Origin of the sequence: Gorillibacterium terrae (assembly GCF_051594785.1) — a bacterium.
In the GTDB taxonomy this organism is placed as follows: Bacteria; Bacillota; Bacilli; order Paenibacillales; family NBRC-103111; genus Gorillibacterium.
Genome location: NZ_JBPPGI010000001.1, coordinates 1,953,237 through 1,976,677, shown reverse-complemented (window position 1 = coordinate 1,976,677; position 23,441 = coordinate 1,953,237). Strand labels below are relative to the sequence as shown.

The following is a 23,441-nucleotide window of genomic DNA, read 5'->3' as shown; positions in this document are numbered from 1 at the left end:
CAACCCCATTATACGGCAAGCAGACATTCGGCCCAAGTGGGGGGCACCAAAAAGGGGAAGAGAGCGGGAAACCCAAATGACTTATCGAAAGTAATGACGAAAAAAAGGAAATTTCGCGGAAAATCGGTCTCATTGAATCGAAAAATCGCGAATACCCGAACATTTTACATTGACACAACATCAATGTTCGGATATAGTAACTAGGGAAGAGAGAAGAGAGAGAAAGCTTTATCCCGATTCCCAGCGCTTGGACGGCCCCCGCTCCGCATCACTGCGGCAGCCGTTCGGCTGGGTTTTTTTGTTTGCGATTCTACCCAGGAGGCTGATTCTAATGAACGCATACGATCTGATTGTCGTCGGCGCTGGTCCGGCCGGGATTTTTGCCTGCTATGAAATGACCTTGAAGGCTCCGGGAGCGAAGGTTCTGCTCATCGACAAAGGCCACGATATCTATAAACGCAACTGCCCGATCCTCCAGGAGAAAATCCAGCTTTGTCCGCCCCCCTCGGGACGCAAGGAGTTCGCGGGCTGCCTGCCGGCTTGCTCGATCACGAGCGGCTTCGGCGGAGCCGGAGCTTACAGCGACGGCAAGTTCAACATCACGACCGAATTCGGCGGCTGGATGACCGATTACTTGGCCCCCTCGAAGGTGAAGGAGCTCATTCAATACGTGGATGCGATCAACCTGGAGCATGGAGCGACGCCCGCCCTGACCGATCCCGGAACCGAAGCGGTGCGGAACATCGAGCAGCGCGCCTATGCGGCCGGACTCAAGCTGCTGCGCGCGGAGGTGCGGCACTTGGGAACGGAAGAAAACCTGCTCATTCTGAAGTCCATCTTCGAATACCTGCGGGATAAGGTGGAGATGCGGTTCAAGACCGAAGTCGAAGACATCGAGACGGTAAAGGAAGGCGATACCCACCGCGTGACCGGAGTCAAGCTAAAGAGCGGCGATATCCTCTCCGCCGACGCCGTGTTGGTGGCTCCGGGACGGGACGGCAGCGCCTGGCTGACCCAGATCTTGAAGAAGCGCCGCCTGCACATGTACAACAATCAGGTGGACGTCGGCGTACGGGTGGAAACCTCCGATGTGGTGATGCGCGAGATCAATGAGCATCTCTACGAGGGCAAATTCATCTTCAATACCTCGGTCGGAACCCGGGTCCGCACCTTCTGCAGCAACCCGTCGGGCCATGTGGTGGTCGAAAACCATTCCGGGGTGATGGCGGCGAACGGCCACTCGTTCCGCGATCCGGCGCTCGGATCCAGCAACACGAACTTCGCGCTGCTCGTGTCGCACACCTTCACCGAACCGTTCGACAAGCCCAACGAATACGCCCGCGAAATCTGCAAGCGGGCCAACGATCTTTCGAACGGCGGCGTCATCGTACAGAAGTACGGCGATATCCTTAAGAACCGCCGCTCTACCACGGCTCGGATCAAGGAAGGCTTCCTCGAGCCGACGCTGCCGGAGGCGGTGCCGGGCGACTTGGGCTTGGTGCTTCCGTACAATACGATGCGCAGCTTAATGGAAATGATGCAGGCGCTGGAGAAGGTGACGCCGGGGATCGCTTCCGAGCACACCTTGTTCTACGGGGTAGAAGCGAAGTTTTATTCGGCCCGGCCGAAGCTGAAGGATACGTTCGAATCGGAGATCGGCGGCTTGTACTGCGGCGGCGACGGAGCGGGGATCACCCGCGGCTTGGCCCAAGCGGGAGCGGCGGGGGTCTGGATCGCCCGCAATGTCATAGCGGCCGGACAAACGGCCATTCCCCGGCTTCCCCTGGAAACGGTCTAATCCGGTTTCTTCTATAGTAAGAACACGTACCACTAGCAGAGCGCGCGGCCCCTCGATGGAGAGGCCGCGCGCTCTATGTTGTAGCGGGGCGGATTAGCGATAGGTGACGGCTTGTTCGCCCATTTGTTCCCAGGATTGCTCGAACAGCCCGCGGTTGACCTTCTTGTCTTTGCTTCCGTCCAGCGGATCGTTGATGTACAGCGTTTCGGCGTCATATCCGGTGAGCACGACGGCATGCTCTTTCCAGGTGGCGCGGACAGGACCGTCCGGGCTATCCCATGTGATCCAATTGCCGCTTGCAAGCGGGCCGAAGGAAGAGTTGGTCCACACGAGTACCGGCTTGCCGTCCGCAACCTGGGCGAGCACTTCTTCGAAAGGCTTGCCGGTCAAATCGAGAGCTTGATCCTTCGCGATGGAATTTATCAGACTGGCGATCGGCTCATGATAGACGCCGTAGCCCTTGGCGTTTCCGCTGATATCGCCGACGAAGCCCTTATGCGGATTACCCCAAGAAACGATGGTTCCGTCTGCGGACTGAACGAGCTGGGTCGTGTCCTGATCTAGCAACCGAGCCATGGTCTCTTTGTCGGTATCGAGTCCGGCATATTGGAGAATCATCGTCAGGCTGGTGATCTCGCAGCCGTTATACAATTCGGGGAGCTGGGAGAGACTAGGCACATCCAGCCGGGCCGATTCCGGCAGCTTGTCGTGATCGGGTTGTCCGACCTGTTCCTTTACCTCGATTGTGTTCTTTGAAAGATCGGATACCTCCGGCAGGGTGTTCGCGTCGGCGAATACCTCTTCGGACGCTTTGTCCGCACCCGGAGCCCACTCGCTCTGGATCAAGAAGACGGCAAGCACTGTGACCAGTATGAGCAACAGCACAGCGTTCACCGTTTTGGAAGGCATGATTATTCCTCCTTCGAGCGGTCGTGGCAGAATTAATAATTTTTTAACAATCGCTAGCGACCGGTGAGCAGATTTGCTACAATTCTGTTTATCTGTTGAAATGCTAGCTTAGTATAACATGGCGGTATAGTCGTTTCCTTAAATCTAACTAAAAAAAGGAGGGGGAGAGTCGTGTCCGATTTTGCACGGCATATTCGCAAAAGCCCCTTTTTCATCATCACGCTGCTGATTCTGGCCAAGGCGGAGCTGTTCCGTCTAACGGTTTTTTCCGCCATGAGTCCGCTTCGGCTGTTCATTGACTTTCTCAGCGTACTGCTCATTTCCTGTCTGATCGAGCTGGTGCCTCAGCGGCGGTTGCGGCAGATTCTGTACGGCGTGTACTGGGTGCTTGCCACCTTCGCGCTGCTCGGGGCCACGGTTTACTACCGCTATTTCGGCTCGGTTGCCACCTACACGACTTTGTTCGAGCTGAACCAGCTTCCCGCCGTCAAAAGCTCGGTTAAATCGCTCATTACACCGATGGAGGCTCTGTATCTGGTCGACCTGCTGGCCTTCGTCGTCTATGCGGTTGTCCGCCGGTTCCGCAAGCGGAGCCGGAGCGGAATGCTCGCCTACGAGCCGATCCGCAAAAGCTTCAAGCTTCCTTATTCCCTGGCAACGGCCCTGGTCGCGCTGACGCTGATCTCTTCGGTTTTCGCGGTCCGGGCTTCCGCCGATACTCCCAATGAGTTGAAGCGGGCAGAGCTGGTCGGCTTCTCCAATTATCAGGCTTCCGTCATCTGGAACGCCTTTTCCGCCAAACGGGAAAAGCCCGAGATCCCGATGAAAGACGTTCCGGCGACCAAGCAGGCTCTCGAAAGCAAGGTTCAGTCTGCGTTTGCGTCCACTTCTGCCACGAATTCGACGAAGGGGTCGGAAACTCCTGCCTACTTCGGTTCGCAAAAGGGCAAGAACCTGGTGATGGTTCAATTGGAAGCCACCCAGAACTTTGTGATCGGCCTGAGCGTCGCCGGGCAAGAAGTCACCCCGGTGATGAACGGGCTGGTGAAGGAGAGCCTCTACTTCCCGCAGGTCTTCCAGCAGATCGGGCAGGGCAATACCTCGGATGCGGAATTCATGGCCAATACCTCGATCTACCCGACAGGCGTCGTTGCCATGTCCAAAGGGTATTCCAACAAGGACCTTCCGTCGCTTCCGAAGCTTTTCGGCAATCTGGGCTATACGACCATGACGCTGCATCCGAACGAAGTTACCTTCTGGGACCGGGATAAAATGTATCCGGCGCTCGGCTTCCAGACGTACTATGACAAGCCGTACTACACCAACGACCACTTTAACAGCTTTGGCGCCTCGGACGAAGAGCTGTATCGGGTGGGGCTGCAGAAGCTGAAGGAAGCAGCGGGTTCGGGAAATTCGTTTTACGCGCAATTTGTTTCGCTTTCGAGCCATCATCCATTCGAAATTCCGGAGGACAAGCAGGAGCTGACGCTACCGGAGGATATCGCCGGCACCCAATTGGGCAATTACTTGCAGGCCGTCCATTATACCGACAAGGCTTTGGGCAAGCTGATTCAAGGACTGAAGGATGAAGGGCTGTGGGACAATACCGTTCTCGTGCTCTACGGCGATCATTTTGGCTTGCAGGAAAAGGACAACGATCCGGCGGATGTCTCCCAGAAGCTGGGCATCGATTATCACAGCAAGATCACCCGGTTCAACATTCCGCTGATCGTCCATGCGTCCGGACTCGAAGCGGCTCGGGTGGAGCGGACCGGAGGACAGGTCGATATCCTTCCGACCCTCGCGAATCTGTTCGGTCTGTCCTGGTCCGAAGACGAGTTCATTCCGTTTGGCCGGGATTTGCTGAACGCCGACCGGAACGTAATCGGCATGCGCTATTACTTGCCGACCGGCTCCTTCTTCAATGACGACATTCTGTTCATTCCGGGCAAGGGGTTTGAGGACGGAACCGCTTATTCGCTCAAGACTCATGAGCAGGTGACCGACTTCTCGCAATACAAGAGCGATTACGAGTACATTCTCGAATGGATGAAGCTGTCCGACGAATACGTCAAGCAGCTTCCCAAGCACAACTAGGGGCCGCCGCACGGCGACTCCCTTCGTCTTAAGCCGTTTTTGCTCGCCGGCCTCTGCGCCGCTTGCGAAAACGGCTTTTTGATGAGCTCGACTTGCTCCGAGACCATTGCCGAATCGTTCTTCCGGGAAGTATGATGGAAGGTAAAATAACGTAAAGATAGGGGAGGGAAGGGCGATGAAGCTTCATTATTTGCAGCACATCCCGCTGGAGACCCCGGGAAGCCTGTTAGAATGGGCGAAGGAAGCCGGACACACGATGACCCGCACGCTGTTCAGCGCCTGTGAACCGCTGCCGGAACATGCGGAGGTGGACGGCCTGATCGTCATGGGCGGACCGATGAATATCTACGAGGAGGAAGCTTATCCGTGGCTCCGTGCAGAGAAGGCATTTATCCGGCAGACGATCGAGCAGCACAAGCCGGTGCTGGGCATCTGCCTGGGCAGCCAGCTGATCGCCGATGCCATCGGCGGCAAGGTGACGGCCAATCCGGAGCCGGAGATCGGTTGGTGGCCGATTGAGTGGAAGGCGGACGCACTGAACCATCCGCTGTTCGCCCGCTTCCCGCGGCAGGCCACGGTCTTTCATTGGCATTTCGATACCTTCTCCGAGCTTCCGCCGGAAGCAAGGGTGCTGGCGTCGAGCGCAGCCTGCGGGCGTCAGGCGTTCGTATACGGCGACCGTGTCGTCGGCCTGCAGTTCCATCTGGAGAACACGCCTGAGCTGCTTAAAGGGTACGTCGAGGCGGCCCGGTCCGATTGGCCGGCCGGTCCATATATCCAACAACCGGAAGAGATGATCGATCAGCCGGAGCGGGTAGCGGCCAATCAGGCTTGGATGGCGGAGCTGGCCGAAGGGTTGTTCGGACGAGTGCCGGCCAGCCATCCATAAATAGCCATTGCCAAGAGCGATTCACCTGATCTATACTGGTGAACGTACGACAATTGAACAATGCCCTCATCATGGACAAGTGGATGGGGTAGAGGTCGCGGTTTTTAAGAGTACACCGGCAGAGGCGCCGACACGCCGAGGAAGCCGGTCGAAGAGAAAAACCGCCGAAGTGACGCAGCCGTCGGGCTGACGCTTGCTGGGGCCGTCTCCGAAAGGAACGGAACTGTCACACGGAGCTTTCCAGGCTTCCCGTGTGTTGTGCTATCTTCATGGAAGGTCTTTTGATGCGGGATGCCGGTTTGCGAACCGCAGGAAACGGTTATTCAGTTTCTGCGGTTTTTTGTTGTTATGCCGGCATGCATCCTTCCTGACATGGCGCGGTCGTATCGAGTGGACCAAACCCAAAAAGGAGTGTTCAAGCAGTGAGAAATGCCAAAGAAGTGGAACCGTTCACACCCATACCCGACGGGCGGCGCGAGCCCAAAGCCCAGGGGCCCGGCGGAGATCAGCTTCGCCGGGGGCTCAAATCCCGGCACATGACCATGATCTCGCTCGGCGGGGCCATCGGAACCGGCCTGTTCCTGGCAAGCGGCGGCGCCATCCATTCCGCCGGACCGGGTGGAGCGCTTCTCGCCTACGCCATCATCGGCATCATGGTTTATTTTCTGGTGACCAGCCTGGGGGAAATGGCAACCTATATGCCGGTCTCGGGTGCGTTCAGCACCTATGCGGACCGCTTCGTCGACCCGGCCTTCGGCTTTGCCATCGGCTGGAACTATTGGTACAACTGGGCGATCACCATCGCCGCCGAGCTGTCGGCCGCTACGCTGATCATGAAGTTCTGGCTGCCGAACAGCTCCTCGTTTCTGTGGAGCGCCTTGTTCCTGGCTCTCATGATCGGCCTGAACCTGCTCTCGGTCAAGGGCTACGGCGAATCGGAATATTGGTTTGCCACCATTAAGATCGTCACCGTCATCGTCTTCATTGCGGTCGGCATCCTGATGATCTTCGGCATTCTGGGCGGTGAAGCGGTCGGCTTCAAGAACTTTACGTCAGGGGACGCTCCCTTCCACGGCGGCTTCCTGGCGGCGCTCGGCGTATTCATGGCAGCGGGCTTCTCGTTCCAGGGAACGGAGCTCGTCGGGATCGCGGCGGGGGAGAGCGAGAACCCGCGGCAGAGCATTCCCAAGGCGGTCCGTTCCGTATTTTGGCGGATTCTGCTGTTCTATATCCTGGCCATCTTCATCATCGGCATGCTGATTCCGTACACGAACGAGAATCTGGCCAGCGACGCCGTGCAGATGAGCCCGTTTACGATCCTGTTTGAAAAGGCAGGTCTGGCCTTCGCGGCATCCGTAATGAACGCCATTATCCTGACCTCGGTGCTGTCCGCCGGCAACTCCGGTATGTACGCCTCCACCCGCATGCTGTGGGTGCTCGCCAAGGAGGGCAAAGCCCCGAAATTCCTCACCAAGCTGAACAAGGGAGGCGTTCCCGTCAACGCGCTGCTGCTTACGGCGGCGTTCGGATTGTTCGCCTTTTTGGCCTCGTTCTTTGGCGATGGGGTCGTGTACCTCTGGCTGCTGAACGCCTCCGGCATGACGGGCTTTATCGCTTGGCTGGGTATCGCCATCAGTCATTACCGCTTCCGAAAAGCCTACGTTGCCCAAGGCAAGCCGCTGGAGGAATTGCCCTACAAAGCCAAATGGTACCCGTTCGGACCGCTGTTCGCCTTCGCTCTGTGTCTCGTGGTCATCGTCGGCCAGAGCCTGTCGGCCTTCTCCGAAGGCCAGGTGGATTGGCAGCTTTTGGTCGCTTCGTATATCGGCATTCCGGTGTTTCTGGCCTTCTGGCTGGGGTACAAATGGACCAAGAAAACGAAGGTCGTTAAGCTGGAGGAATGCAATTTCGAGGTCGATTTCGGAGCGGATCAACCCGAATAATCGGGTTTGAAACCGCCCGGGATAAATTCCCATGGACGGGAATGGCAGCTTGAAACCCCTTTCCAGGCAAGGTTTTCATCCCATTTTCATCAAACTCTCCCTAACGGTTCCAAGGATTTCCGGTTTAACTCGGCCGAAATCCTTGTTAGTCTGTTGCCAGACACCGAAAGGAGAGAAACAACCCATGAAACAGTTCAAAAAATTCACCGCCCTGCTGCTTGCCGCTGTCCTCGCCTTCGGCGCTTCCGCGATGCTGCCCGCGAAGAAGGCAGAAGCCGCGACCGCCAGCTCGACTGCCAGCAAAGTGATTTCCATTGCCAAGTCTTATCAGGGCAAAGTTCAATATCAATATGGCGTGCGGAACACGAGCAAATTGATTTTCGACTGCTCTTCGTTTACCCAATTCGTCTATAAGAAGGTTGGGATTACGATTCCTTGGGGAGCCAATGCTCAGACCAAGTCCGGAACGAAGATCACCAAGACCGCTAACCTGAAGCCGGGCGATCTGGTCATGTTCAGCGTAAGCACCCCCGGCAAGATTGGCCATGTCGGCATCTACATCGGAAACGGCAAGTTCATTCACAACCTCAGCCCGAAGTATGACGTGGTCATCAGCGATCTGTCCAAGGGAAGCTGGAACAAGAAGTTCATTTCGGGAACCCGCGTCATCAAATAACTTGACTATTCGCTTAACTCTAACTGAAGTCTAACCATAAGCAGGCGCCCACTGCCGGAAAAACCCGGTGAGCGGCGCCTGTCGGCACTCTTGGCCCGGTATTTCGAACGGGACCGGAGCATTTCCCATGGAAGGGAATGGAAGCCGCGAACCGAAGGCTGCTTCCGGTTTTCAGCCGCTTTTCAATCAATGGGGCTGCCGGGTGGAAAGGATTGCCGGTTTCATTGCGATTCCAGCCCTGTTACAGTGGTGTCAGACACCGAAAGGGGAGAAAACACAATGAAACGTACGAGTAAATGGACCGCACTGCTTCTTGCCGCTTTCTTCGCTCTCGGCACGACGCTGTTCCAGGCTGCTCCGGTTTCGGCGGCTGCCGATGCCCAGATTGCAGCGAACAAAGTCATTTCCATTGCCGAGTCTTATCAAGGCAAGGTTCAATATGTATACGGCGAGCGCAACCCGAGCAAGCTGATCTTCGACTGCTCGTCCTTCACGCAATTCGTCTATGGTAAAGTCGGAGTCTCCCTTCCTTGGGGAGCCAATGCCCAGACCAAGTCCGGAGCGAAGATCACCAAGATTTCCAACCTGAAACCCGGCGATCTGGTCATGTTCAGCGTAAGCACGCCGGGCAAGATCGGACATGTCGGCATCTATATCGGAGACGGCAAGTTCATTCACAACCTCAGCCCGAAGTATGACGTGGTCATCAGCGACCTGTCCAAGGGAAGCTGGAACAAGAAATTCATTTCGGGAACCCGCGTCCTCGATTAACCATCGGATCGCATCTTTCGTTCGACCCCAAAGCGTCCTTTCTCCGGCTTGCCGGCAGGGAGGGCGCTTTTTGCCGTTTGCTCCGCCCCTTTCCGGGCAAGAGTGCCAATTCTCCGGGCTCTCGCGTACTATAACAAAAAACGGAGGAGTGGCAAAAGGTGCAAACACTATCGGCCGTCATCACGGGCGGCGCGGGGTTCATCGGCTCCCGTCTGGCCCATGCGCTTGTCGGGATCGGAGCGGACGTCACGGTTCTTGACGATCTGTCCGGCGGGAAAAGAGAGAATCTCCCTCCAGAGGCCCGCTTTCTTCCGCTTGATGTCGCTGCGCTCGAGACCAAGGAGCGGCTGGCGGAGCTGGCTCCGGATGTGGTCTTCCATCTGGCGGCCCAGGCGGACGTTCAGCGCTCCATCGAGAACCCGTCCGCCGATTGCCGGACGAACGTTCTGGGAACGCTGCAGGTGCTGGAGGCCCTGCGTCAGACGGGGAAGGGGAAGATCGTCTTCGCTTCGACCTCCGCCGTCTACGGCATGCTGCAGAAGGAGCGAATCCGGGAAGACGATGCCGTAAACCCGGTTTCGTTCTACGGCCAATCCAAGCTCACGGCCGAGCAGTATATTCGTTTGTATCATTCCCTGTTTGGCACGCGCTACACCATTTTGCGTTACGGCAATGTGTTTGGCCCTGGCCAGACTCCCAAGGGGGAAGGGGGAGTGGTGGCCGTCTACCTGGAGAAGCTGCGCAAGCGGGAGCCGCTCGTCCTCTTCGGCGACGGCGAGCAGACGCGGGACTTCATTTTTGTCGACGATGTGGTGGCGGCCAACCTGGCGGCGGCCGAGAAAGGCGACGGAGAGACGCTCAATGTAAGCCGCAGTGCCACAACCCGCATCCGCGAACTGGCCGAAACCCTGCTGCGGCTGTCCGGAATAACGGTCCCCATCGTTCGGGCGGCCGCGAAGCCGGGCGATATCCTCCACAGTTGCCTGGATAACGGCAAATTGGTAAAGGCATTAAACACACAACCGGTTTACTCGGTGGAGCAAGGTCTCACCGAGACGCTTCGAAGCGCAGGGCTTCTTGGGAAGGTCTAAGCATCCGCCCGAGGCGGGGTCTACAGAGGCAGGAGGGAAAGCATGTCCATCTATCATCTGCGGGGAGAACGCACCAACCGCATCAACCCCATCGGCATCCAAGCGATCCGGGTCGAGGTCATGAACCTCGGAAACCGGGATTTCGAGCTGCTCCTGGAAGGGTTCGTCCGAGGCAAGAAGGTTACTCAGCTGATTCAGCGGATTCCGGCGGGCAGTCCGGAGCCTCCGATCATCCGGTTGAAGGACATCGCAACGAACGGCAGACCGTTTTATCTGAAGCTCACCACCAACCGGTTCACGGGAGACAACGCCAGGTTCATGATTTATGCGAGGAAGAACGGCAAAAACGTCAACATGTTCACCAATGTCCAACTTCTCAAGGAACCGGAGAGCGGCCCTTATCTGCCATGACCGAAACGGCAGACCGAATAGGTCGGGGGAGGTGTGAGGCTGCCCGGTTCTCTCCCTTCCCCGAACCGTTCGCCCGCTTTATTTCTTCTCCTGATCGACCGCGGTTCGAAGATCAGGCAGAACGTAACCCTCCGGCAGATTTTCATAGATGCGCGTCCAAACGTCGTAATCGATGACCGCTCCCGGGCTCGATACCTGAACCAGGAAGATTCCGTTATACAAATCGGCCAAGACCTTACGCATAAGCTGCCCCCCCTGCCGCTTTTTGTCTTGCCAGCTCGTAATAGGTGAGCATCCGGTCGGTCATGATGTCGAGCGACCAATGCTCCTTGGCCCAGCTGGCCGCCCGCTCGCCGAACTGCCGGCGAATGTCGTCGTGAGCCAGCAGGTAGGCGAGCTGGGAGGCCATGGTCGGAGCGTCGCCGACCGGAGACACCAGGCCGTTTACATGATGCAGCACCGCTTCCGGCAGCCCGCCTGCATCGGAGACGACGCAGGGCAGCCCGGCCATCTGCGCTTCCATGATGGAGAACGGCTGATTGTCCTGAATGCTCGGATGGGCAAGAATGTCCGCCTTGGTGAGCATGGCCGGAACATCCTCGCGTTTGCCCAGGAAGAGGACGTCCTGGCCGAGTCCGAGCTGCGCGGCTTGGGTTTGCAGCGATTCGCGGAGATCTCCATCGCCGACGATCCAGCATACCCAGTCGCTCCGCTGCTGTTTGACGATCGCCAGCGCATCGATCAGATGCCGGATGCCCTTAATGAATGTCAGCCGAGCCGGGCAGATGATAACCTTCTTGCCGAACGGCCGTTCCAGGTCCGTGCCCTTGGCCTGAATGCGGTAAAAGTTCTCCGTATCCAGCCCGTAAGGGAAGGAAACGATGTGATCGGCGGGGATTTGACTATCGTGGACCAGCAGGTTGCGCATCCATTCCGTCGAGGTGATGGTGATATCGCTCGCCGCAGCGCCGTGATGTTCGACGGAGCGGTAATAGCGGATAACGGAATTTTGCCCGGTTTGGTCCAGGTTGGATATGGCGTAAGACAAGCTCACCTCCCGGGCGATGGAGCCGTGAATGCTCGCCACAAGACCCGTGTGCTTGGCTTTGACCCGGCTCATCGCCAGGGTGGAAATGACGTCCTGCGTATGAATGACGTCATACGAGCCGACGCCGAAGTAAGCGGCGGACAACTCCATGCAATAGCGGTCCAGCTCGGCGTTGAACTTCCAGTTGTTCCCGGCGAGGTCCGGAAAGGCCGGATGGTTCAGCTTCCGCTGCAGAACGGGCAGGATGTGATCCTTCAGCAGTTCCCGGTCCTGGCTGAGCATGTGGTATCGCGGGATATCGGTGCCGTTGCCGAACACGTCGACGGTATGCCCCCGCTTTTCCAATTGGTTCTTGAGCTGTTGCATGAACGGCCAGACGCCGCCGAGATGGGGAATCAGCCAGTAGCACGACAGCAGGATTTTCAGGATAATCACCTCGCTTGCGATTGCGCCGGTCGGAACAGGCGTTACCTTACTATATGGGTAACCGTTCAAGGCGGCACGACGGGAGTCCCGGAAGCCAAAAGAAATCGCCGGGGACCGGCCCGCTTCCCGAACGGCGAAATCGTTCAGGGGGGCCTATGGAAAAAGCGGCCTATCCCCGAGGGGGACAGGCCGCAATATAGGTGAAGCGGAGATCAGGAAAGCAGACGGTAGGTTTCTTCGGGCACGCGGCGCAGGAACGGCGTCGGTTCCCCCAGGCTGTATAGGACCAGCCGATGCATCGCCCGGGTACAGGCCGTGTAGAACAGCTTGCGCTCGCTCTCGTCGGCATAGGAGCCGGAGGAAGCGTCATACAGCAGAACCGCATCGAATTCGACGCCCTTGGCCAGATAGGAAGGGATGACGAGGACTCCCTTGGAGAAGGACTGGCTGTCCTTGGCAATCAAGCGCACGGGCAGGAGATCCTTCAGCTCCCCGTACGCCCGTTCGCTCTCAGCTGCGGTCCGGCAGATCACCGCCACGGTCCCGAAGCCGGCAGCTTGCAGGTCGGCTACGTCCTTCGCAATGCGCTTCGGACGCTCCGCAGCCTCTTCCAGCCGGACCACCGACGGAAGCTCGCCGTCGCGCCGGAACGGCACGATCTCGTCTCCATCCGGCAGCAGCGCCCGGGTAAATTCGACAATCTGCCGAGTGGATCGGTAGCTCTGGCTCAGGCGGATCGTCTCGGTCCGGTCCGGCCCGTAGAGGGAGAGCAGGGGAGAATTCCCGGACAAGGTCGTGGAATGGGCGAAGATGGCCTGATGGAAATCGCCGAGCACCGTCATCCGGGCCCGTGGGAACAGCCGTTTCAGGAACTCGTATTGAAACGCCGAGTAATCCTGGGCCTCATCGATCACCACGTGGCGAATTTGCGTATTGGTCTGGAAGCCCTTGATCAGCTCGGTCAAGTACAGGAAGGGGGTGGCATCCTCGTGGAGAAGCTTGCGTTCCGCCAGCTTCTCTGCGGTCATGCGGCAGATTTCCGGCCAGGCGGGAGGAAGCTCGCCTTCCCCGACATAATGCGCCATCTCCGCCGGGTCCCGGAACAGCTCCCCGAAGATGCCGTGAATATCGACGAAGGCGAGCGCTTCGGCTTCTTGGACGAGCGGACGGAAGTAATCCCTTACGATCATTCGGCGCAGGATATCCTCCTCCTGGATGCCGTCATGGAAGGAGGGGTCTTGGTCCTTCAGCTTCTTGCGGAACTGGACATAAGCCTGCTGATAGCGGTCGCGGTCCTGGTAATCGAGCTCATCCGCTACCCAGTCCGCGTCCCGTTCCGCCTTCTCCAGCTCGCGGAGCCGCTCCGCCAGCCACTCCCGGGTCAAGTCCATGCGGTTGGCCATCCGGATCGACCGGTCGAGGGAATAGAAGTGCCCGGCGATGTCCTCGGCGCTGACGAAGATGCGGCCCTTCCGTTCCAGCGGACGGAAGCATAACCCGCTTTCGCCGAGACGTTGAACATAAGCCCGAATGGCATTGAGATAGGCCTCCGAAGCTTTAAAGCGGATTCCTTCCAAGCGGGCTTCATATCCCGGTTCTCCCCGGCTGCCGAGAACATATTCCATCTGGTCATAGGAGTCTTCCACCCGGTAATCCGGACGCAGCGTATGATCGAGATATTCCTGGAAGGTGGTCTGCAGCATGTTTTCCTCGCCGAGCTCGGGCAGAACCGAGGCCACGTAGCTGTTGAACATCGGATTGGGCGAGAACAGGATGATCTGATCCGCCTTGAGATAATCCCGATGGCGGTACAGCAGATACGCGACCCGCTGGAGCGCAGCCGAGGTCTTGCCGCTGCCCGCTGCACCCTGGACGATCAGCATGTCGCTCGTCAGGTTGCGGATGATCCGGTTCTGCTCCTTCTGGATCGTCGCCACGATGCTCTTCATCTGGGAATCGGCGCTTCGGCCCAGAGCCTGCTGCAGCAGCTCGTCGCCGATCGTCTCGCCGGTGTCGAACATCATGACGAGCTCGCCGTTCTGGATGACATATTGGCGCTTGAGGTCCATCGTGCCCTCAATGGTCATCACCGGGGTGACGTAGCGGGCCGGTCCCGGCGAATGGTCATAATAGAGACTGGCTACCGGCGTCCTCCAGTCGTATACGTAGAAGAGGCCGGTGTCTTCCTCCTGAAAGGAAGCGAGGCCGATATAAAACGGTTCGGAAATCCGCTCGCCCGATTCCGTAAAATCCACACGGCCGAAATAAGGGGAGGGGAGAAGCCGCTGCATCCGTTTCAGCCGGTCCGCAACGTTCTTGTGGCCGATCTCGCGCTCCGTCAGCACCTCAGCCTGCTGGCGCATGGAGGCGAGGGTTTCCAGTACATCGTCGGCGGTGCTGAGGTCGATCGAAACGCCGTCCCAAAAGTTCTTGCGAATGTCCACAACCTGCTCGCGCAGGCTGCCAACCTGCGGGCTCAGACGCTCAATCTCTTTGCGCAGCTTGGTCTCCACCTCATCCACCCGGCGGAACTCCCGCTCCCACTCCTGTTCCGCGATATGCTCCTGGCGCTCTTCGGCCATTTCGCTCCACTCCTTAAATTAAATGGTTGACAACAACGGAACCTGCCTGCTATAATAATTGCAGATACATAAAGGTGTATCGTTATTTTTGTTTGGGCAGGGAATAGCTGATTTAGTGTAACACGTTTATTTTCTAAATTCAACCTGCAGATTTGGCGGCCGTTTCTCCGGGGGAGGACGAGGCCGTTTTTTTGTTGTTATCGATGAGCAGAATTGCTCTCCAAATAAAAACAAATCAAAAAAGAGCTGCCAAGCCTTTCACCCTTAATCGGGGAAGGACTTGGCAGCTCTTTTATTATACAGGCCCCAAAGAACGTTAAATAAACCGGTCTTGTTGGTGCTTAGAACACCTTCGTCGTCCACGATTCGCAGTTCCAGACGTCCGTTGCGATCTCGCGGTAGAACTCCGGCTCATGGCTGATCAGCAGGATGCTTCCTTTATAGGCCTTCAGTGCCCGCATCAGCTCATCCTTGGCGTCCACGTCGAGGTGGTTGGTCGGTTCGTCGAGCACGAGCAGGTTGGTTTCGCGGTTGATCAGCTTGCACAGCCGCACCTTGGCTTTTTCGCCGCCGCTCAGCACCTCGATCTTGCTCTCGATGTGCTTGGTCGTCAGCCCGCACTTGGCGAGCGCGGCCCGGACTTCGAATTGATTGAGGGAGGGGAATTCGTTCCAAACCTCTTCGATGCAGGTGTTGCTGTTCGAGGTTTTGACTTCCTGCTCGAAATAACCGATGTGCAGGTAATCGCCTAGCTCGACCGTGCCGGAAAGCGCCTGAATCTCGCCCAGGATGCTGCGCAGGAGGGTCGTTTTGCCGATGCCGTTGGCGCCGGTGAGCGCAATCTTCTGACCGCGCTCCATAAGCAGGGTCAAGGGACGCGACAGCGGTTCGCCATACCCGATGACCAGCTCCTTGGTCTCGAAGATCGTCCGGCCGGAGGCGCGGGCTTCTTTAAAGTTAAATACCGGCTTCGGTTTTTCTTTCGCCAGCTCGATAATGTCCATGCTGTCCAGCTTCTTCTGGCGGGACATCGCCATGTTGCGGGTGGATACGCGGGCTTTGTTGCGGGCGACGAAATCCTTCAGATCGGCGATTTCCTGCTGTTGCCGCTTGAAGGCGGATTCGAGCTGCATCTTCTTGGCCTCGTGCTGCTGGGTGAACGTGTCGTAATCGCCGACGTACCGGTTCAGCTCTTGATTTTCCATGTGGTAGATGAGGTTGATGACGCTGTTCAGGAACGGTACGTCGTGGGAGATGAGAATGAAGGCATTCTCATAATCCTGCAGGTACCGCTTCAGCCATTCGATATGCTGCTCGTCCAGGTAGTTGGTCGGTTCGTCGAGCAGGAGGATGTCGGGCTTCTCCAGGAGCAGCTTGGCGAGCAGAATCTTGGTTCGCTGGCCGCCGCTCAGATCATGGACATCGCGATCCAGACCGATCTCATGGAGCCCGAGCCCGCGGGCCACTTCCTCGACCTTGGCGTCGATGATATAAAAATCGTGGTTGGTGAGCGTATCCTGGATCGTTCCGACTTCTTCCAGCATCGCGTCCATCTCGTCGGGAGTAGCGGATGCCATATCGGCGTACAGCTGGTTCATCTTCGCTTCCAATTCAAACAGATAGGCGAACGCTTGGCGAAGGGCGTCGCGGATGGACTGACCCTTCTGCAGAACGGCATGCTGATCCAGATAGCCGACCCGAACGTTCTTCGACCATTCGACCTTGCCGGCATCCGGCTCCAGCTTGCCGGTGATGATGTTCATGAACGTCGATTTGCCTTCGCCGTTGGCGCCGACGAGACCGATGTGCTCGCCCTTCAGCAGGCGGAACGACACATCCTTGAAGATAGCCCGGTCGCCGAAGCCGTGGCTGATGTTCTTGACGGTAAGAATGCTCATGGGTTCTCGATTAAACTCCCTGTCTTGGTATAGTCCTATTGATTATAAGCGGAGTGCGCAGGGAAACTCAATGCCGCCGCTTCAGAAAAAAACGGAATTCCTCCGCCGATCGGGAGATAATCCGTTTAGCGAAAGTTGCCCTAGCCCCGACGTCCGCGATGAAGTATTGTTAAGGCTAGCAACCTGCAGAGAGTGAGAACCTGCGGAAAGGGGACTCGTTTTGACGAAAAACAATCAATTCGCAACCGGTACGCTCCGCATCCCCGAGGGAATGGACCCGGAAACCGTGGACCGCGTGGCCGAATTGGCCGCAGCATGCGAGGCCCGGGAAGACATTCAACTCAAGCTGCATAAAACCATGATGGAGAACCGCCGGCCGGGAGCGAAGCGCGATTTTCTGTGGGAGGATACAGAGGGCCGATTGATCGGCTACCTGGGACTGAACAGCTTCGAGCCGGATTCGGCCGAGGTGGTCGGCCTGGTGCATCCGGACCGGCGGCGCGAAGGAATCTTCCGGAACCTGTTTCAGGCAGGTACCGAGGAAGCGCTCCGCCAAGGCTTCCGCAAGCTGATCCTGATCAGTCCCGAGCGTTCGCTCTCGGGCAAGGGCTATATCGGCTCGCTCGGCCTGAAGAAGAGCTTCTCCGAATATGTCATGGACTGGTCCGAGGAGGCGGAGGCAGCCGCCGGTTCGGCGCAGGCCCGCACCGAGCTTCCCGCCGTATCGCTTCGGCATTGCAGCGAAGCGGACCGGGAGCTGGTCATCCTCCTTGACATGCGGGGCTTCGACATGACCCGGGAAGCGACGGAAGCTTACGTCGACGAAGTGCTGTTGAACAGCCCGGACGACCGCATCTACGCCGCTTTTCGGGAAGACGGGGAACCGGCGGGCAAGATCAGCATTCAAATGAAAGCACAGGCCGCGCATCTCTTCGGCTTCTCGGTGCTCCCCGAGCTGCGGGGGCAAGGGCTGGGGCGCGCGATCCTGCGCGAGGCGATAAGGCTCGCTCGGACGCAAGGCTGCACCTCTTACAGGCTTGAGGTGGAATGCGAGAACGACGGCGCCCTCGGTTTGTACCGGTCCTGCGGCTTCCGCGAGACTGCCGTGCAGGATTATTACAACTATATCATCCCGAACGGGATGGAATAAAAAGGAGCTGTACAACCATGTCAACAAGCATCGCCGCGGATTCCATCCGCATTGTGGAATATGAGCCTGCCTACGCCAAGGCGCTCGCCGAGATGTGGAACCGCAGCAACGAAAGCTGGGGCGGCGGCACCCATCAGCGCACCGAGGACAGCGTGCGGCGGGAAATGGCGAACTCGACCAACCTTCATGTGTTTCTCGCCGTCGACGGAGAGGAGGTTGTCGGATTTTGCAGCTTCTCCCATTACCGCTCGGATGAAGGCGCCCTGTACGTTCCGCTGCTGAATGTGCGTCCCGATTACCACGGCCGTAAGGTCGGCCGCAATCTGATCCGGAACGCCGTCCGGAAAACCGTCGAGATGGGCTGGCCGCGCCTCGACCTCTTCACCTGGGCCGGCAACACCAAGGCCGTACCAATGTACAAGAAATGCGGCTTCTTCTGGGAAAAGAAAGACGACGCGGTCCATCTGATGAACTTCATTCCGACCATCCTGCAGACGGAGGCGCTCGCACCGTATTTTGCCGAGCTGGATTGGTACGCCGACGGAACCCGTCCGATCGCAATCGAGCCGGACGGACGGCGGGAGCGCAACTTCGATTTCTTCGAATATACCTGGCAAAAGGAAGCCCTATCTATCCGTGCGGAATTCGAGAAGACGGGACGCGGCCTGACCGCGCTCGAGACGCCAGATTACGCCATATCGACCGAGGTGGACGAGCACGATCTGGTGTTCGGAGCAACGTATCCGGTCCGCTACCGAATCGTGAACAAATCCGCTTCCCCGCTCACTGTGGAGATCAAGGGCCGGGATGACAAGAATATCCGCTTCTCGGCGACCTTCTCCTTCACGCTCGCACCGGGTGAAACCCGAACGTTGGAAGGCGAATTCGAGCTGGAGCCGGTCCAGGAGGAGCAGAACGATTGGAAGACGCATCCCGTCGTCATGAGCGAATGGCTCATCGGCGGCCGGAGGGCCGAATTCCGAATCGGCATCGCCCCCAAGTTCCCGGCGAAAGTATCGCTTGCGCTGCCGTGGTATGAGCTGAATCCCGGCATGCACGGGGATTTATATGTAAATGTAGAGAACAACTACGCCGAGCCGACCGAGTACTCGTTTGCTTGGCCGGAGGACGACAGCGTAGAATGGGAGGAGCGCCTTGTTCGCGTTACCGTTCCGGGTAAAGGGAAGGCATCCGTTGCCGTTCCCTTCCGCCTGAAGGCGTTTGGGCTATTCTCGCACGAGATCGAAGTGACCGCAGCAACGGTTAGCGGCAAGGAAGTTCGCTTCAATCGGCGGCTGTATCTCCTTTTGAAGGGAACCGAAGGCCGCTTCGGCGGAGACGCCGGGGAACAGTGGCTGGCGGCGAACGGCCGGTACTCGATTCACCATTCGAAGCAGAACAATACCCTGTGGGTGGAATGCCCGGGCTCCCACCACAACTTCTGGTTGGTTTACCCGAAGCTGGGCAAGCCGTTTTCGGAGGAGTTTTCCAAGAAAACCGCGGAGGAATTCAAGACCTATTCCGAAGGGGACAGCCAGGTTCTGGAGATTCTGTACGAATCGGAGGATTTCTCCGGCTATCAGCTCAAAACGGTCGCGAAGCTTCTGCCGAATGGGATTGTGAAGTTCCATCACGAAGTTTGCAACGCAAACATCGAGGAGTCAGAGGACGGCCTTTCCTTGATGATGAATTTCGGCTTCTTCGGAAGGCGGCTGATCCTGCCTTACCGGGGACACTATATCGATATGAAGGAGGAATACACCAGCTCTCCGGATCTTTGGGAAACCGAGCAGTTGACGGAGAATTGGTTGTTCTGCCAAGGGGAGACCGGAACCTACGGAATCGCCTGGGACCCGGCGCTTTCCCTGCTCCGGCCGGAATATCCCTTCGGACTGGAAATCGACCTGGGCAAGCTTACGCCAGGATCCTCCGCCCAGACCCCTGAGTTGGTTTTCGCTCTGAACACCTTCCCCAATTGGGGAGAATTCCGTGCCTTCGCCACGAAGCGCAGAGATCCCGTCCTGCCGATGCTGAGCGATCATTTGGAGCTGGTGCTTGGCGAGGGCAATCCGTTTGCGGAGGAACCGCTGCAAGCGAAGCTGGAGGATGCGAAGACGGCGCCGATGGCCGGTCAGGCACATCTTTATCTGGAATATGCCGCAGCAACGGACCTGGCCGTCAGTTCGATCCGGTTGGAGCGAGAGCAGGATCTGCGATCGGCCCGTTTCGAAACGGAATCGGTCCAATCGCTCACCGGCAGCCTCGCAAGAGTGCGGGCCGTCTATGAAGGCGAAGATTGGCGGCAGGAGCGTACCGCTCTCTGGCTGCCCCAAAGCGGCGGTCCGGTGGCCTGCGAGGTATCGGAGGGAGAAGCCGGCTCGCTCTATACGGCCGATAATGGCGTTCTGCGGATGGAATCGGCGCCGCAATTTGGCAGCGTCGTGCATTCTCTCCGGTTTAAAGGAGAGGAATGGCTGGATCACTCTTATCCGCAAGCGTCTCCCCGCTCGTGGTGGAATCCCTGGCACGGCGGTCTCGGCGTCGACATTTCCGGCATTAACGGCTTCAGCCGGGAAGAGGAGCCGCGCAGCGCCGATCATGCTTCCTTGACCGATTCGTGCGGAAACGTCTGGACGGGCCTGCGGCTTACCACTCGCATTGAGAAAAAGGAAGCTTGGCGCGGCTTAACCATTCGCCAGCATTATCTCCTGCTGCCGGGTGTGCCGGTGCTCTGCATGCTGTTCTCGGTCAAGGATGAAAGCGGGCTCTATCGATCCGGCTACCCCTTCATGAGCCGCAACTTCTTCCGGCCTTCCCCGACCTTTGCGGAAGGGTGGATGGAGATTCCCGGGAAAGAACGTTTCCAGGCGGGAATCACCGAAGTGGAGATTTCTCCCGACGGCCTCTTGCGGATCGGTTCCGCTTCCCGAAAAGACCTGATGCATGTCGCGTACCGCTACCCCACGCAGACCGGCTGGGCTTATCTGAACAACCAAGTGCTCTCGCAAGGGGTTCAGCACTACTTGCCGCTGACGAACGATAAAACCTCCTGGACGCAGCCGACCTTCCTCTTGTTCGGAGAGCTGCCGTTGAAGGAGCAGGATCTTCAAGGACTCTGGAAGCTGAGCTTTTCCACTAACACGGATTAATCCCGTGTATATAGCAAAGGAGGACCCTTCATGCCGATGATCGACATTCACATTCATCTCTCGGATATCGAGAGCTTTCGCCGCACGGCGGCCGACCTGTCTAAGGTCGAATATACGGCGGCCGGCCTGAAGGCGGAATTTGACCGAAACGGCGTCATTCTGGGAATCGGAATGGGCGTCACCGAGCAGACTCCGGGGGCGTTCCCCGATTCGGCGTCGCCGAATCCGATGGGACTCGACCTCGAGGAACAGGTACCGCCGTTCCTGATGGAATGCGTGGGCATCAACCCCAACCGGCTCGCAGGCGAGCATGCCCAGGAGGAGCTGGACCGGGTGGAAGCCCGGCTGAGGTCGCCCGAGGTCGCCGGAATTAAACTGTACGCCGGCTATTACCATCACTTCGTCTACGATAAAATCTACGGGCCGGTCTACGAGCTTGCTGCCCGGTATCAGGTACCGGTCGTCATCCATACCGGCGACACGTATTCCATGAACGGACTGCTGAAGTATTCGCATCCGCTGACGGTGGATGAGCTGGCGCTTCAGCAGCGCGGCGTGAATTTCATGATCTGTCACCTGGGCGATCCCTGGGTGATGGACGCCGCCGAGGTCGTGGCGAAGAACCCGAACGTGTTCGCCGACTTGTCCGGCCTTGTCGTCGGCGACAAGGCTCACTTCGAGCGGTTTATGAACGAGCCGCTGTTCATGGATCACTTCCGAAGAGCGCTCGTCTATTCGGATCACTACGAGAAGATGCTGTTCGGCACCGATTGGCCGCTTGCGCCTATCGACCTCTACGCCGAGTTCGTCCGTCGGCTGGTGCCGGAGAAATTTCACGAAGACGTGTTCTACCACAACGCCTTCCGGCTGTTCCCGCGCATCGAACAGCGGATCGCCTCGCTCTGATTTCTTCCGAGCGAGCAGTTTAAGCGGCGGCGCTGCTAGCTGCACGATTAAACCGGCGTGCGCCGAATTACGAACAAGTCCCCTGCCTCGCGTGAGCGAAGAGGGGACTTGTTTGCCGTTTATGCGGCATGGCATCGGCATAGCGAACGGCAGCGGAGCGCTTCAGCTTCCGAAGGCTCCGTACAGGTCGGGACGCCGGTCGTGGAAGACGGGGATGCGGGAGCGCACCTCCTGCACGAGGGACAAATCGAGCTCGGCCGAGACGAGCTCCTCCTCCGCGCCGCCTTCGGCGAGTAAGGCTCCCCATGGATCGAGGATGAGGGAGTGCCCGGCGAAGCGGTTTGCCGGATCGGAGCCGACCCGGTTGCAGGCGACGACGAAGCATTGATTCTCGATGGCCCGGGCGGTCAGCAGCGTCCGCCAGTGATCCAGCCGGGAAGCGGGCCATTCCGCCGCCACGAACAGCACTTCGGCTCCGGCAAGCGCGTGGGCGCGAATCCATTCCGGGAAGCGGATGTCGTAGCAGACGACACCGGCGCAGGGAATGCCGTTCAAGGCAAACCGGCCGAGGCGGCTGCCCGGAAGCAGGAAGCTCGGCTCGTCCATCGGTCCGAACAGATGCAGCTTGTCATAAGAGCCCAGGTTCCGACCGTTCGAATCGACGAAGGGCATCGTATTGCGGATGCCGTCCTCCTCCAGCCGGGCATAGGAACCGCCGACGATGGCCTAACCGCAGGAGACGGCCAGCTCGGACAGGAAAGAAAGCGTCCGGCTGCCGTTCCAATCGGCGATCGCCGGAAGCCGGACGAGGTCGTAGCCCGTCGTCCACAGCTCGGGCAGCGCCAGAACGGCGGCTCCTGCCGCGTCTTTCCCGTCGGATTCCCGACGGCTTGCGGCCTGCCGCGCCAATTCTTCCGCTCGCCGATAATTGGCATCGGGGTCGCCGAAGGCGACATCCATCTGCAGGCAGGTTACCTTCCATTTCATCGCGGGTTCCTCCTTTTTCCTCGCGTTCCGTTCCGGACAGGCAGATGCAAAACCGGAATCAACGCGCTATACTCAGAAAGATACCGATCGGGAGGGAAAAAACATGATTCGACCGGCAGTACCGGACGATGCGCAAGCCGTCGTCCCGCTGATCTTAGACGCGATCGGCGATATCGCCTATTGGCTTACCGGGACCGCAGCTCCGGAAGAAGCGCTGACGGCGATGGCCGAATGGTTTCGCCGAGGCGGCAACCGGCTCGGCTATGAGCAGATTCGGGTCGCCGAAGCGGAGGGCCGTGTCGTGGGCATGTCGCTCGCTTATCCCGGAGGCCAAGGACCCGAGCTGGACCGGCCGCTGCTGGAGCGGCTCCGCAGGCAAGCTTCTTCTGCTCCGGCCGCTTTCGTGAAGGAAGCGGAAGACGACGAATTCTATCTCGACTCGCTTGCGGTGGCCTCCGCCGAAAGAGGCAAGGGGCTCGGCACCGCCTTGATTCGGGATTTCGAAGCGGAAGCGGTAAGGAAGGGCTTCCGCAAGGCTTCGCTGCTCGTCTCGGAGGACAAGCCGCGGGCGGAAACCCTCTATCGGTCTTTGGGGTATGAGCGCGAAGGAGAGCGGCTGATCTTGGGAGCCGTCTATGCCCATATGGTCAAGCGGCTCAGTTGATCGGAAGAAGCATCAGTGAAAACCTGGAACGCGGATCCTTGGTGTT

Annotated in this window: 17 protein-coding genes, 1 pseudogene and 1 riboswitch; of the genes and pseudogenes, 12 read left to right on the top strand and 6 right to left on the bottom strand. The window is 58.3% G+C overall.

The window, feature by feature from the left end; translation table 11 throughout:
- Positions 1-331 precede the first annotated feature (331 nt).
- Positions 332-1,798: an NAD(P)/FAD-dependent oxidoreductase gene (locus tag ACSEXS_RS08760; protein ID WP_438432777.1), complete on the top strand. Its 1,467-nt coding sequence runs from the start codon at positions 332-334 to the stop codon at positions 1,796-1,798.
- Positions 1,799-1,891: 93 nt separating this feature from the next.
- On the opposite strand, the gene ACSEXS_RS08755 is transcribed toward ACSEXS_RS08760, so the two are convergent.
- The gene (locus ACSEXS_RS08755) at positions 1,892-2,707 is read right to left on the bottom strand and encodes a C39 family peptidase (protein WP_438432776.1); all 816 of its coding nucleotides are present in this window, start codon (positions 2,705-2,707) and stop codon (positions 1,892-1,894) included.
- A 171-nt stretch (positions 2,708-2,878) separates the two neighbouring features.
- Between ACSEXS_RS08755 and ACSEXS_RS08750 the strand changes: the two genes are divergently transcribed.
- The 7 genes from ACSEXS_RS08750 (at position 2,879) to ACSEXS_RS08720 (ending at position 10,585) form a co-directional block, all read left to right on the top strand.
- Positions 2,879-4,804 (top strand): LTA synthase family protein, encoded by a 1,926-nt coding sequence (locus tag ACSEXS_RS08750; protein ID WP_438432775.1) that lies wholly within the window; start codon positions 2,879-2,881, stop codon positions 4,802-4,804.
- A 175-nt stretch (positions 4,805-4,979) separates the two neighbouring features.
- Complete coding sequence (locus ACSEXS_RS08745) at positions 4,980-5,693, top strand: type 1 glutamine amidotransferase (protein WP_438432774.1); 714 nt, start codon at positions 4,980-4,982, stop codon at positions 5,691-5,693.
- 81 nt (positions 5,694-5,774) lie between these two features.
- Positions 5,775-5,965: riboswitch (Lysine riboswitch) on the top strand.
- Between the two features lie 264 nt (positions 5,966-6,229).
- Positions 6,230-7,636 carry an amino acid permease gene (locus tag ACSEXS_RS08740; RefSeq protein WP_438433114.1) on the top strand — a complete coding sequence of 469 codons (1,407 nt, stop codon included), beginning with the start codon at positions 6,230-6,232 and terminating at the stop codon, positions 7,634-7,636.
- A gap of 184 nt (positions 7,637-7,820) precedes the next feature.
- Positions 7,821-8,312: a C40 family peptidase gene (locus tag ACSEXS_RS08735; protein WP_438432773.1), complete on the top strand. Its 492-nt coding sequence runs from the start codon at positions 7,821-7,823 to the stop codon at positions 8,310-8,312.
- A gap of 279 nt (positions 8,313-8,591) precedes the next feature.
- Positions 8,592-9,083, top strand: a complete 492-nt coding sequence (locus ACSEXS_RS08730) for a C40 family peptidase (RefSeq protein WP_438432772.1) — start codon at positions 8,592-8,594, stop codon at positions 9,081-9,083.
- 158 nt (positions 9,084-9,241) lie between these two features.
- Positions 9,242-10,174 (top strand): NAD-dependent epimerase/dehydratase family protein, encoded by a 933-nt coding sequence (locus ACSEXS_RS08725; RefSeq protein ID WP_438432771.1) that lies wholly within the window; start codon positions 9,242-9,244, stop codon positions 10,172-10,174.
- 42 nt (positions 10,175-10,216) lie between these two features.
- Positions 10,217-10,585, top strand: a complete 369-nt coding sequence (locus ACSEXS_RS08720; RefSeq protein WP_438432770.1) for a hypothetical protein — start codon at positions 10,217-10,219, stop codon at positions 10,583-10,585.
- Positions 10,586-10,663: 78 nt separating this feature from the next.
- Here ACSEXS_RS08720 and ACSEXS_RS08715 read toward each other — a convergent pair whose 3' ends face one another.
- The 4 genes from ACSEXS_RS08715 to ACSEXS_RS08700 form a co-directional block, all read right to left on the bottom strand.
- The gene (locus ACSEXS_RS08715; RefSeq protein ID WP_438432769.1) at positions 10,664-10,828 is read right to left on the bottom strand and encodes a hypothetical protein; all 165 of its coding nucleotides are present in this window, start codon (positions 10,826-10,828) and stop codon (positions 10,664-10,666) included.
- Positions 10,821-12,068 carry a glycosyltransferase family 4 protein gene (locus tag ACSEXS_RS08710; protein ID WP_438432768.1) on the bottom strand — a complete coding sequence of 416 codons (1,248 nt, stop codon included), beginning with the start codon at positions 12,066-12,068 and terminating at the stop codon, positions 10,821-10,823. The genes ACSEXS_RS08715 and ACSEXS_RS08710 overlap by 8 nt, the downstream gene beginning before the upstream one ends.
- Before the next feature lie 203 nt (positions 12,069-12,271).
- Positions 12,272-14,641: an RNA polymerase recycling motor HelD gene (gene helD, locus ACSEXS_RS08705; protein WP_438432767.1), complete on the bottom strand. Its 2,370-nt coding sequence runs from the start codon at positions 14,639-14,641 to the stop codon at positions 12,272-12,274.
- A 341-nt stretch (positions 14,642-14,982) separates the two neighbouring features.
- Positions 14,983-16,539, bottom strand: a complete 1,557-nt coding sequence (locus ACSEXS_RS08700) for an ABC-F family ATP-binding cassette domain-containing protein (RefSeq protein WP_438432766.1) — start codon at positions 16,537-16,539, stop codon at positions 14,983-14,985.
- A 220-nt stretch (positions 16,540-16,759) separates the two neighbouring features.
- Between ACSEXS_RS08700 and ACSEXS_RS08695 the strand changes: the two genes are divergently transcribed.
- Genes ACSEXS_RS08695 through ACSEXS_RS08685 form a run of 3 tightly spaced genes read left to right on the top strand, consistent with a single transcriptional unit; the run spans position 16,760 to position 21,744 of the window.
- Complete coding sequence (locus ACSEXS_RS08695) at positions 16,760-17,689, top strand: GNAT family N-acetyltransferase (protein WP_438432765.1); 930 nt, start codon at positions 16,760-16,762, stop codon at positions 17,687-17,689.
- 17 nt (positions 17,690-17,706) lie between these two features.
- Positions 17,707-20,838, top strand: a complete 3,132-nt coding sequence (locus ACSEXS_RS08690; protein ID WP_438432764.1) for a GNAT family N-acetyltransferase — start codon at positions 17,707-17,709, stop codon at positions 20,836-20,838.
- A 30-nt stretch (positions 20,839-20,868) separates the two neighbouring features.
- Positions 20,869-21,744, top strand: coding sequence for an amidohydrolase family protein (locus ACSEXS_RS08685; RefSeq protein ID WP_438432763.1), 876 nt, complete (start codon positions 20,869-20,871; stop codon positions 21,742-21,744).
- Positions 21,745-21,906: 162 nt separating this feature from the next.
- Here ACSEXS_RS08685 and ACSEXS_RS08680 read toward each other — a convergent pair.
- Positions 21,907-22,731 (bottom strand): annotated as a pseudogene (locus tag ACSEXS_RS08680) (carbon-nitrogen family hydrolase).
- 103 nt (positions 22,732-22,834) lie between these two features.
- On the opposite strand from ACSEXS_RS08680, the gene ACSEXS_RS08675 reads away from it, so the two are divergent.
- On the top strand, positions 22,835-23,395 hold the full coding sequence (locus tag ACSEXS_RS08675; RefSeq protein WP_438432762.1) for a GNAT family N-acetyltransferase: 561 nt from the start codon (positions 22,835-22,837) through the stop codon (positions 23,393-23,395).
- Positions 23,396-23,441 lie beyond the last annotated feature (46 nt).

What these genes read in the sequence shown, in the direction of transcription:
- ACSEXS_RS08760 (WP_438432777.1), top strand. Translation starts at nt 332, where the DNA reads ATGAACGCATACGATCTGATTGTCGTCGGCGCTGGTCCGGCCGGGATT.
- ACSEXS_RS08755 (WP_438432776.1), bottom strand. Translation starts at nt 2,707, where the DNA reads ATGCCTTCCAAAACGGTGAACGCTGTGCTGTTGCTCATACTGGTCACA.
- ACSEXS_RS08745 (WP_438432774.1), top strand. Translation starts at nt 4,980, where the DNA reads ATGAAGCTTCATTATTTGCAGCACATCCCGCTGGAGACCCCGGGAAGC.
- ACSEXS_RS08740 (WP_438433114.1), top strand. Translation starts at nt 6,230, where the DNA reads ATGACCATGATCTCGCTCGGCGGGGCCATCGGAACCGGCCTGTTCCTG.
- ACSEXS_RS08735 (WP_438432773.1), top strand. Translation starts at nt 7,821, where the DNA reads ATGAAACAGTTCAAAAAATTCACCGCCCTGCTGCTTGCCGCTGTCCTC.
- ACSEXS_RS08730 (WP_438432772.1), top strand. Translation starts at nt 8,592, where the DNA reads ATGAAACGTACGAGTAAATGGACCGCACTGCTTCTTGCCGCTTTCTTC.
- ACSEXS_RS08720 (WP_438432770.1), top strand. Translation starts at nt 10,217, where the DNA reads ATGTCCATCTATCATCTGCGGGGAGAACGCACCAACCGCATCAACCCC.
- ACSEXS_RS08715 (WP_438432769.1), bottom strand. Translation starts at nt 10,828, where the DNA reads ATGCGTAAGGTCTTGGCCGATTTGTATAACGGAATCTTCCTGGTTCAG.
- helD (WP_438432767.1), bottom strand. Translation starts at nt 14,641, where the DNA reads ATGGCCGAAGAGCGCCAGGAGCATATCGCGGAACAGGAGTGGGAGCGG.
- ACSEXS_RS08700 (WP_438432766.1), bottom strand. Translation starts at nt 16,539, where the DNA reads ATGAGCATTCTTACCGTCAAGAACATCAGCCACGGCTTCGGCGACCGG.
- ACSEXS_RS08690 (WP_438432764.1), top strand. Translation starts at nt 17,707, where the DNA reads ATGTCAACAAGCATCGCCGCGGATTCCATCCGCATTGTGGAATATGAG.
- ACSEXS_RS08685 (WP_438432763.1), top strand. Translation starts at nt 20,869, where the DNA reads ATGCCGATGATCGACATTCACATTCATCTCTCGGATATCGAGAGCTTT.
- ACSEXS_RS08675 (WP_438432762.1), top strand. Translation starts at nt 22,835, where the DNA reads ATGATTCGACCGGCAGTACCGGACGATGCGCAAGCCGTCGTCCCGCTG.